Here is a 13,899-nt window from a genome sequence, read left to right as displayed (position 1 = left end):
TTCGCCGGCATCACGCAAGGTAGGTCACGTACCCCCCACGCGCCGTCCCCGCGGTGCGTCATCACAACTAGTACAGACGGAGATGAGAGACATGCAGGAACAGTACATTCTTGCGCTCGACCAGGGCACCACGAGTTCGCGCGCCATGCTTTTCGACCGCCAGGGCAACATCGTTTCGGTTGCCCAGAAAGAGTTCGAACAGATTTATCCGCAGCCGGGCTGGGTCGAGCACGATCCGCAGGAAATCTGGTCGACCCAGGCGGGCGTCGCCGCCGAGGCCGTGACGCGCGCCGGCATGAACGGCACCAACATCGCCGCGATCGGCATTACGAACCAGCGCGAGACGACGATCGTCTGGGATCGGGAGACGGGCCATCCCGTCTATAACGCCATCGTTTGGCAGGACCGCCGCACGGCCGACTTCTGCGACTCGCTCAAGGCGCGCGGCCTCGAAGAGAAAGTGCGCGCGAAAACGGGTCTGCCGATCGATTCGTACTTCTCGGCAACCAAGATTCGCTGGATTCTCGACAACGTGCCCGGCGCACGCGAAAAAGCGCGTCAAGGCAAGCTCGCGTTCGGCACCGTGGACAGCTGGCTCGTGTGGAACTTCACGAAGCACGAACTGCACGTGACCGACGTGACGAATGCGTCGCGCACCATGCTCTTCAATATTCACACGCGCCAATGGGACGACGAGTTGCTCGACGCGCTCGAAATTCCACGCAGCATGCTGCCCGAAGTCCGTTCGTCATCCGAAGTATATGGTCCGACCAAGACCACGGTGTTCGCCTCGAAGATTCCGCTGGCCGGCATCGCGGGCGACCAGCAGGCCGCGATGTTCGGCCAGATGTGCACGAGCACGGGCATGGTGAAGAACACCTACGGCACGGGCTGCTTCCTGATGATGAACACGGGCACGAAGCCCATCGAGTCGAAGAACAACCTCGTTACGACGATCGCGTGGCAGATCGGCGACGAAGTCAACTATGCGCTCGAAGGCAGCATCTTCATCGCGGGCGCGGTGGTGCAGTGGCTGCGCGACGGTATGGGCATCATCAAGAGCGCGTCGGAAATCGAAGCGCTCGCCGCAAGCGTCCCGCATACGGACGGCGTGTACCTCGTGCCGGCGTTCGCGGGCCTCGGCGCACCGCACTGGAACGCGCACGCACGCGGCACGCTGTTCGGCGTGACGCGCGGCACGACCTCGGCGCATCTCGCGCGCGCGGCGCTCGATTCGATCGCGTACCAGTCGCTCGACGTGCTGGCGGCCATGGAAGCGGATTCGGGCATCAGCGTGGGCGAGCTGCGCGTGGACGGCGGCGCGAGCGCGAACAACCTGCTCATGCAGTTCCAGGCGGATCTGCTCGGCGTGGATGCGGTGCGCCCGAAGATCACCGAAACCACGGCGCTCGGCGCGGCCTACCTTGCAGGCCTCGCAACCGGCTACTGGCAGAACGTGGGCGAACTGCAGAGCCAGTGGAAGCTCGACCGCCGTTTCGCGCCGTCGATGCAGGGCGCGCAGGTCGACGCCTGTCGCGCAGGCTGGCAGCGTGCGGTGCGCGCGGCCAAGGCCTGGGCGGACGACTCGCACTGAGCCGCGAGTCAGCTTTAGAACATACAAGCATAACTAATTAACATAACCCGCAGCGGGATCGCATGCGCTTCGTGCGCATGCACCGCGCGGGCAGAGAGAGACTACGACAATCATGTCACCCTATATTGCGGAATTCATCGGCACGGCCATTCTCGTGCTGCTCGGTAACGGCGCCGTTGCGAACGTGCTGCTGGCAAAAACGAAGGGCAAGGGCGCCGACCTCATCGTCATCGTGATGGGCTGGGCCATGGCCGTGTTCGTGGCGGTCTACGTGACTGCCTCGTTCAGCGGCGCGCACCTCAACCCGATCGTCACGATCAGCCTGGCGCTCGCGGGCAAGTTCGCGTGGTCGAAGGTCGGCGGTTATATCGCGGCGCAGATGCTCGGCGGCATGGCGGGCGCGCTGCTCGTATGGCTTGCCTATCGACAGCACTTCGCGAACGAAGCCGATCCGGATATCAAGCTCGCGGTGTTCTGCACGGCGCCCGCTATTCGCAGCAAGCGGCACAACGTGTTGACGGAAGCGATCTGCACCTTCGTGCTGATCCTGGGCGTGCTTTATCTGGCCTCGCCGCAGGTGGGACTCGGCGCGCTCGACGCGCTGCCCGTGGGCCTGCTCGTGCTCGGCATCGGCATTTCGCTCGGCGGCCCGACCGGCTACGCGATGAGCCCGGCGCGCGATCTCTCGCCGCGCATCATGCACGCGCTGCTGCCGATTCCGGGCAAGCGCGACAGCGACTGGCGCTATGCGTGGATTCCGGTGTTCGGGCCGCTTGCCGGCGGTGCCGCGGCGGCCGGTCTCTATCACTACCTGCACGCGATGCACTGACCATGCTGTGACTCATGCCGCGCCTGCGAGCCAGGCGCGTTGCAGTGCACAAAGCCCGCGTACGCCACGGCGTTCGCGGGCTTTTGTTCTTCTGCGTACCCACGACACATAACGCGACAACGGGCGCGATCCGCTTTCGCTATCGCCTCATGCGGCTTTCGGATTGTTCGGCTATCGCGGCACCCCTATATTGGCTGTCAACGATCCATTCCAATATCAGGAGACGCCGCATGAAGCTGGTCCGCTGGGGCAGTAAGGGGGCTGAAAAGCCGGGTGTGATCGATAACGAGGGGCGCGTGCGCGATCTCTCCGGCGTCACGCCCGACGTGGCCGGTAACGGCCTCGGCGCGGCCGCGCTGCGCCAGCTCGCCGGACACGATCTCGCCGCCTTGCCGCTCGTTCCCGCCGACACCCGCCTGGGTCCGTGCGTGGGCAGCGTCGGCAAGATTGTCTGCGTGGGCCTCAATTATTCCGATCACGCCGCCGAATCCAATATGCCCGTCCCCACAGAGCCCGTGCTCTTCCTCAAGGCAACGAGTTCGATCACCGGTCCCAACGACGACGTGCTGATTCCCCCGGACGCGAAGAAGGTCGACTGGGAAGTCGAGCTGGGTGTGGTGATCGGCGAAGCAGCGCGCAATGTGCCGCGCGAGCGCGCGCTCGATTATGTGGCCGGTTATTGCGTGGTCAACGATGTTTCCGAGCGCGCATGGCAGATCGAGCGCGGCGGCCAGTGGGACAAGGGCAAGGGCTACGACACCTTCGCGCCGCTCGGCCCCTGGCTCGTCACGCGCGACGAGATCGCCGACCCGCAGGCGCTCGACATGTGGCTCGAAGTCGACGGCAAGCGTTACCAGAACGGCAACACGCGCACGATGATCTTCGACGTGGCCACGCTCGTTTCCTATATCAGCCAGTTCATGAGCCTGCAGCCCGGCGACGTGATCTCGACCGGCACGCCGCCTGGCGTCGGCATGGGGCAGAAGCCGGAACCCATCTATTTGCGCGCGGGACAGACCATGCGGCTGGGCGTGAGCGGCCTGGGCGAACAACAGCAACGCCTCGTGGCGGAACAAGGAGAGCAGGCGCAATGAATCAACTGGATCTGAACAATCGCGTGATGGTCGTGACGGGCGGCGCGCGCGGTCTGGGTTATGCCGTGGCGCAGCGGGCATTGCGTTCGGGCGCGTCGGTCGCGCTCTGGGACATCGACGCGGAACGGCTCGAACGCGCGCGCGCCGAGTTGTCGGAGCTGGGCAAGGTTTCGGTGGTGACGGTCGAACTGACCGACGAAGCCTCGGTCGAGGCAGCCGCACAGCAAACCGTGAAAACGCACGGCGCGATTCACGCGCTCGTGAACAGCGCAGGCATCACGGGGGGCAATGGTCTCACGTGGGAACTACCCGTCGACGTGTGGCGCCGCGTGATCGAAGTGAACCTGATCGGCAGCTACCTGACCTGCCGCGCCGTGGTGCCGCGCATGATCGAGCAGGGCTATGGACGCATCGTCAATATCGCCTCCGTGGCCGGCAAGGAAGGCAATCCGAATGCTTCGCACTACAGCGCATCGAAGGCCGGGCTCATCGGACTGACCAAGTCGCTCGGCAAGGAGCTGGCCACGAAGGGCGTGCTCGTCAATGCCGTGACGCCGGCGGCGGCCAAGACCGAGATTTTCGATTCGATGTCGCAGCAGCATATCGACTACATGCTCGCGAAGATCCCGATGAACCGCTTCCTCATGCCGGACGAAGCGGCTTCGATGATCGTCTGGCTGACGACGGAAGACTGCGCGTTCAGTACCGGCTCGGTATTCGATCTTTCGGGCGGGCGCGCGACATACTGAGGCGGGAAGCAGGACCCGCGCGCACCGGCCGGACAACGCGCGGGATCACGATAACGGCGCGGTGGTAACAGAAGAGCGCCGACAGGAGACATCGATGTCGATCGAGGCACCTACCTTGGCACCTACGCTGGCGGAAGCCGCGGGCCGCAAGGCCATGCGCCGCCTTTTGCCCTTCCTGCTCTTGATGTACGTGCTTGCGTTTCTCGACCGCGCGAACATCGGCTTCGCGCAAAAGGCGCTGTTGCACGATACGGGTCTTTCGGACGCGGCATTCGCTTTCGGCGCGGGCGTGTTCTTCGTCGGCTACGCACTCTTCGAAGTGCCGAGCAATCTCGCGCTGCACCGTGTGGGCGCGCGGATCTGGATGTGCCGCATCATGGTCACGTGGGGCATGATTTCCGCGGCGATGGCGTGGGTGCAGGCGCCGACTTCGTTCTATGTGCTGCGATTCCTGCTGGGCGTGGCCGAAGCGGGTTTCTTCCCCGGCATCATCTATTACCTCACGCAGTGGTTTCCGCAGTCCTCGCGGGCGCGCGCCATCGGCGTGTTTTATTTCGGCGCGCCGCTGGCCTTCATCTTCGGCGGCCCGTTGTCAGGACTCCTGCTCGAGATGCACGGCACCTTCGGGCTCGCAGGCTGGAAGTGGCTCTTTCTCGTGGAAGGCGGGCTGGCCTCGGCCGTTGGCGTGTGGGCCTTCTGGTATCTCGTCGACAAGCCCGGGGACGCGCGCTGGCTCTCCCCCGACGAGCGCCGCGCGCTCACGAGCGCGATCCAGCTCGACGCGCGCGAAGCCGCCGCGCACGGCCCGCGCGATGCGCTCGCCGCGCTGTTCGACCGCCGCGTGCTCGCCTATGCCGGCATCTATGCGCTGATCCAGATGAGCGTGTACGGCGTGATCTTTTTTCTGCCGCAACAGGTGGCCTCGCTCGTGGGCGCCTCCGTGGGCCTCGAGGTAGGCCTGCTCGCGGCCGTGCCCTGGCTGTGCGCCGTGGCGCTCACGTGGATCGTGCCGCGCCGCGCGGACCGCCTCGGAGGGCATCGCGCTTGGGCCGCGCGCCTGCTCGTGATGTCGGGCGTCGGCATCGCCGTCTCGGGCCTGGCGGCAGGCCTTGGCGGCACCGCGGGCGCGATCGTCGCGATGCTCGGCCTGTGCTGCGCGGCGAGCGGCTTCATCGCGGCGCAGCCGCTCTTCTGGACCTTCCCGGCGCGCGATCTCGCGGGCGCGGCCTCTGCCAGCGGCATCGCGCTCATCAATTCGCTCGGCGGCCTGGGCGGCTTCATCGCGCCGATGCTGCGCGCCGCCGCCGACCGAAACTTTGCTTCCCACGCGGCGGGCCTCGAACTGCTCGGGCTTGCAAGCATTGCCGCCGCGCTGCTCATTCTTGTCGTCGCGCCGCGCGCCGTTGCGCCGGCGGCTCGCTCATTCGAGCCGCCCGTGCGGCGCGCGCGCTAATCCTCTACCCAGGAGCTACGTAACATGGCCATGCCAACCATCAAACACGTGCGAGCCTTCACCGTGCGCGGCGGCGGTGCCGATTATCACGATCAACCCGACGGCCACTGGATCGACGACCATATTTCCACGCCGATGGCGCGCTATCCCGAGTATCGTCAGAGCCGCCGCTCGTTCGGCATCGACGTGCTCGGCACGCTCGTCGTGGAAGTCGAGGCGAGCGACGGCACCGTGGGTTTCGCCGTGACCACGGGCGGCGAGATCGGCGCATTCATCGTCGAGAAGCATCTCGCGCGCTTTCTCGAAGGGCAGCGCGTGACCGACATCGAGAAGATGTGGGACCAGATGTACTACGCCACGCTCTACTACGGCCGCAAGGGTGTCGTGCTCAACACCATCTCGGGCGTCGATCTCGCGCTATGGGACCTACTCGGGCAGATCCGCAAGGAACCCGTGTATCAACTGCTCGGCGGCCCCGTGCGCGACGAGCTGATGTTCTATGCCACCGGCGCGCGACCCGATCTCGCGAAGGAAATGGGCTTTATCGGCGGCAAGCTGCCGCTGCTGCATGGTCCGGCCGAAGGTGAGGAGGGCCTCAGAAAGAATCTCGAACTGCTTGCCACGATGCGCGAGCGCGTGGGCGACGACTTCTGGCTCATGTACGACTGCTGGATGAGCCTCGACGTGCGCTATGCCACGCGCCTTGCCCAGGCCGCGAAAGAGTATGACCTCAAGTGGATCGAGGAATGCCTGCCGCCCGACGACTACTGGGGCTATGCCGAACTGCGCCGCAATGTGCCGCGCGGCATGATGGTTTCCACCGGCGAGCACGAGGCCACGCGCTGGGGCTTTCGCATGCTGCTGGAAATGGGCTGCTGCGATCTGATCCAGCCCGACGTGAACTGGTGCGGCGGCATGACCGAACTCATCAAGATCTCGGCGCTCGCCGACGCCCACAACGTGCTGGTGGTGCCGCACGGCTCCTCGGTGTACAGCTACCACTTCGTCGTGACGCGCCATAACTCGCCGTTCGCGGAATTCCTCATGATGGCGCCGAAGGCCGACAAGGTGGTGCCGATGTTCACGCCGCTGCTGCTCGACGAACCGGTGCCGGTGAAAGGACGGCTCAAGGTGCCGGACGAACCGGGCTTCGGCGTGCGGCTCAATCCGGACTGCAAACTTTCGCGGCCATACACGCACTGAGCGCGCCGAACGCGCACCAGGCGAGGCGCATCACAAGCTACGAGGAGAAACACGTGCTGCTCAAGGACAAGGTGGTGATCGTCACCGGCGGTTCGCGCGGCATCGGCCGCGCCATTGCGATTGCGAGCGCCCGCGAGGGTGCCGATGTCGCGATCAACTACTGGGGCGACAACGACGCCTCGTACGGCCGCCGCTCGGCGATCGACGAGGTGCTGGGCGAGATCGAGCGGCTAGGACGTCGCGCGATCGCGCTGGAAGGCAACGTGGCCGCGCCGCAGACGGGCGTGGATCTCGTGCGCCAGACGGTGGAGCGCTTCGGCAAGGTCGATGTGCTCGCCAGCAATGCGGGCATCTGCCCGTTCCACTCGTTTCTCGACATGCCGCCCGCCGTGCTCGAACGCACGATCGGCGTGAATCTGAACGGCGCGTTCTACGTGACCCAGGCCGTTGCGCGGCAAATGAAGGAGCAGGGCACGGGCGGCGCGATCGTGGCGACGAGTTCGATCAGCGCGCTGGTGGGTGGCGGCATGCAGACGCACTACACGCCCACCAAGGCCGGCGTGCATTCGCTGATGCAGTCGTGCGCGATCGCGCTTGGACCCTATGGCATCCGCTGCAATTCGGTGATGCCGGGCACCATCGCCACCGACCTGAACGCCGAAGACCTGAGCGACGAAGGCAAGCGTGCGTACTTCGAAAAGCGCATTCCGCTCGGGCGGCTGGGCGCGCCCGAGGACGTGGCCGAATGCGTGGTGTTTCTCGCCTCGGACCGCGCGCGCTATGTGACGGGCGCCGCGCTGCTCGTGGACGGCGGGCTATTCGTGAATCTGCAGTGAGCCCTGGGCCCACACGTATCAATGAGGAGCGAGCACGACCGCGTGCGAACCATCGTGAGCGATATCGTCCATCTTGAAGGGCTGCGAAAAGCGCCGCAGCAAGCCGACGAAATGCTCGGCGGGCTCGGCGAGCGGCTCGTTCTTGCGCGTGAGCACGCCGTAGCCCGGCAGGCTCTTGCCGATTTCGAGTGGCAGCACGACGAGCAGCTTGCCGCGCACATGGTCGCGCACGACCGGCTCGGGCAACATGGCCACGGCGTCGAAACTTTCGAGCAGTTGCAGCGTGGCGAAGATCGAGGCCGACTCGGTGAGATTGGCGGGCGTGCCGAGACCGGCGCGCGCGAGTTCGCCTTCGAACAATTCACGCGCGGGACTCGTGATGGGCTGCGCAACCCACGGCCAGTCCATCAGTTCCGCGAGCGTGACCTGTTCGCGCCGCGCAAGCGGATGGCGCGCGCGCACCACGAGCACGAGCGTTTCCCGCGCGATCGGTTCGAAGCTGAAATCGTTGTGCTGCAGCGGCGTGGTGAGGCGCCCGAGCGCGAGATCGACTTCGCGGCGATGCAGCAGCTGCACGACCTGGTCGCTCGTTTCGCCGAGGATGCGCACGTGCAGCAGCGGCCGTTCGGTCTTGAGCGTGGCGACGGCTTGCGCGAGCAGGTCGGGCGCGGCGCCCATGATCGCGCCCACGGTGAGCTGGCCGTGCCCGCCGCGGCGCTTCACGTCGAGGTCTTCGGCAAAGCGCGTGAGTTCGGCAAGCGCGCGGCGCGCGTAGGCGAGCGTGACGACGCCGAGCGCGGTGGGCTGCATGCCGCGCGCGTTGCGCTCGAAGAGCCGGAAGCCGAACGCTTCCTCGATGTCGCTCAGCATGCGGCTCGCGCTGGGCTGCGCCACGTTGATGGCATCGGCGGCCTGATGAACATTGCGCGCGTCGTCGAGCGCGACGAGCAGGGCAAGGTGCTTGAATCTGAGCCGGTTGACGAGTGCGACGACGGAAGTGTGATGGTTCATGGAGCGATCCGGTTTGTGCATCGCCCGATCCCAACATCGGATTGGTTGGCTATCGATGCGGGAATTATAGTCGGATCACAACGCAGCTAACCACGTAAAAACGCGTGCAACCGCGCACCGCGAAGCCAGGGCAAACACCGAGTCGACGCGTGCCCCTGCTTCGCATGAGCGGTACAAGCGCACGACGTATCAAGGCTGGACGGAGACACGATCATGGAGACAATTGCGTTTCGCATGCAGCTCGATCCCGGCAAGCGGGACGAATACGAGCGGCGTCACCGCGAAATCTGGCCCGAACTGGCGAGCGCGCTGCGCGATGCGGGCGTAAAAAATTACCGCATCTTTCTCGACGAAGCGACGCACCATCTCTTTGCCGTGCTCGAGCGCCGCGACGATCACACCATGGACGCGCTGCCCGAGCTGCCCGTCATGCGCAAATGGTGGGATTACATGGCCGACATCATGCAGACGGATGCCAACAACGTGCCGCTGCAACAGCCGCTCGTGCAGGTCTTTCATTTGCCTTGAGCACACGCGAGGAACATGCCATGCAGGTCGTCGATCCGCACGTCCACTTCTGGAACCTCGATACGCATCATTACCCGTGGCTCGCGAATCCGGGCACGTCGTTCGTCTGTGATGCGCGCGAACTCAAGCACAACTATCTGCCCGCCGACCTGTTGCGCGAGGCCGGCGACATCGACGTGCTCAAGGTCGTGCATGTCGAAGCGAATCACGATCCGGACGATCCGGTGGAAGAAACGCGCTGGCTGGAAGGGCTCGCGGATATTGCCAAGAATGCGGGGGAGCCGCGTGCGTTGCCCGACGCGATCGTCGCGGCCTGCGATCTCAGTTCGCCCAATGCGCCCGCGGTGCTCGAGGCGCACGCGGCGTTTGCGCGTACGCGCGGCATTCGCCAGATTCTCAACGTTCACGAGAACCAGCTCTACGACTACGTGGGGCGGCATTACATGCGCGAGGCGGCGTGGCGCGAGAACTTCGCGCTGCTGGAGAAGCACGGTCTGTCGTTCGACCTGCAGCTATATCCCTCGCAGATGGAGGAGGCCGCCGCGCTCGCGCGTGCGCATCCCGGCATTCAGCTCGTGATCAACCACGCGGGCATGTTCGTCGACCGCAGCAGCGTGGCGGGCTACCGCGCGTGGCGCGACGGCCTGCGCCTGCTTGCGGCATGCCCGAACGTGGCCGTGAAGATCAGCGGACTGGCGATGTTCGACCATGCATGGAGCGTCGAAAGCCTGCGGCCTTATGTACTGGAAACGATCGACGCGTTCGGCGCGGATCGCGCGATGTTCGCCTCGAACTTTCCGGTCGACCGCCTGTTCGGCGGCTATTCGAAGCTTTGGCATGCGTATGCGTCGATCGTGAGCGGCGCCAGCGAGAGCGAACATACGGCGCTGTTTCGCGGCAACGCGGAACGTATCTACCGTATTTGAGTGTGCGCGCAACGACATGGAGACAGGCGTGGAAGCAGAAGCAAAAAGCAGGTCCGGCGACACTCCGCGGCTCGAACTGCGTAACGCGAGCAAGTCGTTCGGGCGCGTGCGCGCGCTCATCGACGGCAGCCTGAGCCTCATGCCCGGCGAGGTGCACGCGCTGCTCGGCGAAAACGGCGCGGGCAAGTCGACGCTCGTGAAGATCCTCGCGGGCGTGTATCAGCCCGATGGCGGCGCAATGCGCATCGACGGTGTGGAGCGCGCGTTCGCGACGCCCGCTCAGGCGCGCGACGCCGGTATCGCGGTAATTTATCAGGAACCCACACTGTTCTTTGATCTGTCGATCGCGGAGAACATCTACATGGGGCGTCAGCCCGTGGATCGCGTGGGCCGCATCGACTACGAAACGATGCATCGCGAGGTCGCGGCGCTGCTCCAGTCGCTCGGCGTCGAATTGAAGCCCGAACGGCTCGTGCGCGGACTTTCGATCGCGGACCAGCAGGTGATCGAAATTGCGAAGGCGCTTTCGCTCAACGCGAACGTACTCATCATGGACGAGCCCACGGCGGCGCTCTCGCTGCCCGAGGTCGAGCGGCTCTTTACGATCGCGCGCACGCTGCGCGACCGTGGCGTGGCGATTCTTTTCATCACGCACCGGCTCGAAGAAGTCTTCGCGCTCACGCAGCACGTGACCATCATGCGCGACGGCGCCAAGGTGTTCGACGCGCCCACGGCCACGCTCAAGACCCAGGACATCGTCGCGAAGATGGTGGGACGCGATCTTGCGACGTTCTACCCGAAGGCGGACGTGCAACCGGGCGAAGTGATGCTGCGCGTGCGCGGCCTCACGCGCCGCGGCGTCTTCAAGGACATTTCGTTCGACGTGCGCGCGGGCGAGATCGTCGCGCTCGCGGGGCTCGTGGGCGCGGGGCGCAGCGAAGTGGCGCGCGCGATATTCGGCATCGATCCGACCGACGCGGGGCAGGTGCAGATCGCGGGCAAGCCGCTGGCCTCCGGCATGCCCGCTGCCGCCGTGAAGGCCGGCCTCGCGCTCGTGCCCGAGGACCGGCGTCAGCAAGGTCTCGCGCTCGAACTGAGCATTGCGCGCAACGCCTCGCTCACGGTGCTCGGGCGGCTCGTGCGCTTCGGCCTCATCTCCACGGGGCGCGAAGTGGAGCTGGCCGGGCAATGGGGCAAGCGTCTGCGTCTGAAGGCGAGCGATCTGAACGCGCCGGTGGGCACGCTCTCCGGCGGCAACCAGCAGAAGGTGGTGCTCGGCAAGTGGCTCGCCACCGGGCCGAAGGTGCTCATCATCGACGAACCGACGCGCGGCATCGACGTGGGTGCGAAGGCCGAAGTCTACGGCGCGCTCGCGGAACTCGTGAAAGAGGGCATGGCCATGCTGATGATTTCTAGCGAACTGCCCGAGGTGATCGGCATGGCCGACCGCGTGCTCGTCATGCACGAAGGCCGCATCACCGCCGATATCGCACGTGCCGATGCCAACGAAGAGCGCATCATGAGCGCCGCGCTCGGCGAAACCAACATTCATCTGGGGCACGCCGCATGATGCGCCATTCCACTTCTCCTCATCCCCTGCACGGCGGCGAGCCGCGCCCGCAGCGGCGCAACGCGGGTGCATTGGCCGAAGCGCTGGCGCGCAGCCGCGAGACCACGCTGTTCGTGGTGCTGCTGCTGATCGTGGGCGGTACGGCGCTCGCCCGGCCGCAATTCCTCAACCTGCAGAACCTGCGCGACGTGCTACTCAACGTCTCCATCGTGAGCTTGCTCACGGCGGGCATGACGATCGTGATCCTGATGCGCCATATCGATCTCTCGATCGGCTCGACGGTCGGCATCAGCGCCTATGGCGTGGGCAGTCTCTACGTCGCGTTCCCGCACATGCCCGTGCTCGTGGCGCTGGTCGCGGGGCTCGCCATCGGACTCGTGGCCGGCTCGATCAACGCGCTGCTCGTGGCCGTGGGGCGCGTGCCGTCGCTCGTCGCGACGCTCTCCACGCTCTACATCTTCCGCGGCGCCGATTACGCGTGGGTGCATGGCGGCCAGATCAACGCCACGAGCCTGCCCGACGCGTATTCGCGGCTCGCCACGGGCTCGGTGCTCGGCGTTCCGGTGTTGGCGCTCATCGCGATCGTGCTGCTTGCTGCGCTCTCCGTGTATCTGAAGCAGTTCCGGCCGGGCCGCGAATACTACGCGATCGGCTCGAACCCGGAAGCGGCGCGCCTTGCCGGTATCAACGTTGAGCGCCGCGTCGCGACGGGCTTCTTGATCAGCGGCGCGATAGCGGGCCTGGCCGGCGCGCTGTGGCTCGCCCGCTTCGGCACCGTGGACGCGAGCACCGCCAAGGGCATAGAGCTGCAGGTGGTGGCGGCCGCCGTGGTCGGCAGCGTGGCGATCACGGGCGGCGTGGGCACGATACTCGGCGCGACGCTCGGCGCGCTCGTGCTGGGCGTGATCAGCATCGCGCTCGTGGTGCTGCACGTCTCGCCGTTCTGGGAGCAGGCGATCCAGGGCGCGCTGATCGTGGCCGCCATCGCCGCCGATACGCTGCTCGCCCGCTCAGTGGCAAAACGCATGATGAGGAAACGCGACCATGGCTAAGAACGCCCCGAAACCCGACGCCGCGCTGCTCACGCGCAAGCCCGGCTTGCCGCTCAGCTGGGAAGCGCTGCTCGTCGTCATTCTCATTGCATCGCTGGTGGTGGGGCGCGTGCTCTCGCCCGTGTTCCTCACGGGGGCGAACATCAGCAACGTGCTCGCGGACCTCACCGAAGTCGCGCTCATGGCCTTGCCGATGACGCTCATCATCGTCGCCGCCGAAATCGATCTTTCGGTGGCCTCGGTGCTCGGCGCCTCGAGCGCCTTGCTCGGCGTGCTCTGGCACATGGGCTTGCCGATGCCGGTCGCCATGGCGCTCGTGCTCGTGGCAGGCGGCCTCGCGGGCCTCTTCAACGGGCTCGTGATCGTGAAGCTCAATCTGCCTTCGCTCGCGGTGACGATCGGCACGCTCGCGCTGTTTCGCGGGCTGGCCTACGTGTTGCTCGGCGATCAGGCGATTGCCGACTTCCCGCCGGGTTATACGCTCTTTGGCATGAGCAACCTCGGCAGCACGTTTATCCCGTTGCCGTTCCTGATCGTCGCGACGTGCGCGATCGTGTTCACGATATGGCTGCAGGCCACGGCGTTCGGCCGCAGCCTCTTCGCGATCGGTGCGAACACCACGGCCGCGTCGTTCTCGGGCATCGACGTGCCGAAGATCAAGCTGCGCCTCTTCGTGCTGTCGGGCGTGATGAGCGCGCTCGCGGGCATCGTCTATACGCTGCGGTTCACGAGCGCACGCGGCGACAACGGCGAGGGCTTCGAGCTTTCGGTGATCGCGGCGGTGCTGTTCGGCGGCGTGAGTATTTTTGGCGGGCGCGGGTCGATGTACGGCGTGCTGCTCTCGCTGCTGATCGTAGGTGTACTGAAGAACGCGCTTACGCTCGTCGATGTGTCGAGCGAAACGCTCACGATCGTGACCGGGGCGCTGCTGCTGGCTTCGGTGCTGATCCCGAATCTCGCTGCGCGCTGGCGCACGATGCGTGACCGGCGCGCACTGGCGCGGGCGGCATGAACGAGGTGTGAAGAAGGGCAAGGAAGTCAAGAGGCAGTCAAT

Annotated in this window: 13 protein-coding genes; 12 read left to right on the top strand and 1 reads right to left on the bottom strand. The window is 65.7% G+C overall.

Annotated elements, in window-relative coordinates; all coding sequences use genetic code 11:
* Positions 1-91 precede the first annotated feature (91 nt).
* The 7 genes from glpK (at position 92) to BFD71_RS20360 (ending at position 7,758) form a co-directional block, all read left to right on the top strand.
* A complete protein-coding gene (glpK, locus tag BFD71_RS20390) occupies positions 92-1,594 on the top strand; it encodes a glycerol kinase GlpK (protein ID WP_069266109.1) in 1,503 nt (500 codons plus the stop codon).
* Positions 1,595-1,706: 112 nt separating this feature from the next.
* On the top strand, positions 1,707-2,423 hold the full coding sequence (locus BFD71_RS20385) for an MIP/aquaporin family protein (protein ID WP_028203061.1): 717 nt from the start codon (positions 1,707-1,709) through the stop codon (positions 2,421-2,423).
* A gap of 230 nt (positions 2,424-2,653) precedes the next feature.
* Positions 2,654-3,517 carry a fumarylacetoacetate hydrolase family protein gene (locus BFD71_RS20380; RefSeq protein ID WP_069266108.1) on the top strand — a complete coding sequence of 288 codons (864 nt, stop codon included), beginning with the start codon at positions 2,654-2,656 and terminating at the stop codon, positions 3,515-3,517.
* Positions 3,514-4,266 carry an SDR family NAD(P)-dependent oxidoreductase gene (locus tag BFD71_RS20375; RefSeq protein WP_069266107.1) on the top strand — a complete coding sequence of 251 codons (753 nt, stop codon included), beginning with the start codon at positions 3,514-3,516 and terminating at the stop codon, positions 4,264-4,266. Before BFD71_RS20380 ends, BFD71_RS20375 begins: the two co-directional genes overlap by 4 nt.
* Before the next feature lie 94 nt (positions 4,267-4,360).
* Complete coding sequence (locus BFD71_RS20370) at positions 4,361-5,719, top strand: MFS transporter (RefSeq protein ID WP_069266106.1); 1,359 nt, start codon at positions 4,361-4,363, stop codon at positions 5,717-5,719.
* Between the two features lie 24 nt (positions 5,720-5,743).
* Positions 5,744-6,922 carry an L-rhamnonate dehydratase gene (gene rhmD, locus BFD71_RS20365; RefSeq protein WP_069266105.1) on the top strand — a complete coding sequence of 393 codons (1,179 nt, stop codon included), beginning with the start codon at positions 5,744-5,746 and terminating at the stop codon, positions 6,920-6,922.
* 53 nt (positions 6,923-6,975) lie between these two features.
* A complete protein-coding gene (locus BFD71_RS20360; RefSeq protein ID WP_069266104.1) occupies positions 6,976-7,758 on the top strand; it encodes an SDR family NAD(P)-dependent oxidoreductase in 783 nt (260 codons plus the stop codon).
* Between the two features lie 18 nt (positions 7,759-7,776).
* Here BFD71_RS20360 and BFD71_RS20355 read toward each other — a convergent pair whose 3' ends face one another.
* The gene (locus BFD71_RS20355) at positions 7,777-8,769 is read right to left on the bottom strand and encodes a LysR family transcriptional regulator (protein ID WP_069266186.1); all 993 of its coding nucleotides are present in this window, start codon (positions 8,767-8,769) and stop codon (positions 7,777-7,779) included.
* 213 nt (positions 8,770-8,982) lie between these two features.
* Here BFD71_RS20355 and rhaM point away from each other — a divergent pair, with 213 nt between their 5' ends.
* Genes rhaM through BFD71_RS20330 form a run of 5 tightly spaced genes read left to right on the top strand, consistent with a single transcriptional unit; the run spans position 8,983 to position 13,857 of the window.
* A complete protein-coding gene (rhaM, locus tag BFD71_RS20350; RefSeq protein WP_069266103.1) occupies positions 8,983-9,297 on the top strand; it encodes an L-rhamnose mutarotase in 315 nt (104 codons plus the stop codon).
* A gap of 20 nt (positions 9,298-9,317) precedes the next feature.
* Positions 9,318-10,223 (top strand): amidohydrolase family protein, encoded by a 906-nt coding sequence (locus tag BFD71_RS20345; RefSeq protein WP_069266102.1) that lies wholly within the window; start codon positions 9,318-9,320, stop codon positions 10,221-10,223.
* A gap of 28 nt (positions 10,224-10,251) precedes the next feature.
* Positions 10,252-11,793 carry a sugar ABC transporter ATP-binding protein gene (locus tag BFD71_RS20340; RefSeq protein ID WP_256094821.1) on the top strand — a complete coding sequence of 514 codons (1,542 nt, stop codon included), beginning with the start codon at positions 10,252-10,254 and terminating at the stop codon, positions 11,791-11,793.
* Positions 11,790-12,845, top strand: coding sequence for an ABC transporter permease (locus BFD71_RS20335; RefSeq protein WP_069266100.1), 1,056 nt, complete (start codon positions 11,790-11,792; stop codon positions 12,843-12,845). Before BFD71_RS20340 ends, BFD71_RS20335 begins: the two co-directional genes overlap by 4 nt.
* Positions 12,838-13,857 (top strand): ABC transporter permease, encoded by a 1,020-nt coding sequence (locus BFD71_RS20330; protein ID WP_069266099.1) that lies wholly within the window; start codon positions 12,838-12,840, stop codon positions 13,855-13,857. Before BFD71_RS20335 ends, BFD71_RS20330 begins: the two co-directional genes overlap by 8 nt.
* Positions 13,858-13,899 lie beyond the last annotated feature (42 nt).

The organism is Paraburkholderia nodosa (assembly GCF_001718195.1).
Classification (GTDB): Bacteria; Pseudomonadota; Gammaproteobacteria; order Burkholderiales; family Burkholderiaceae; genus Paraburkholderia; species Paraburkholderia nodosa_A.
The sequence above is the reverse complement of the archived record's forward strand: the minus strand, read 5'-3'. Positions and strand labels throughout refer to the sequence as shown.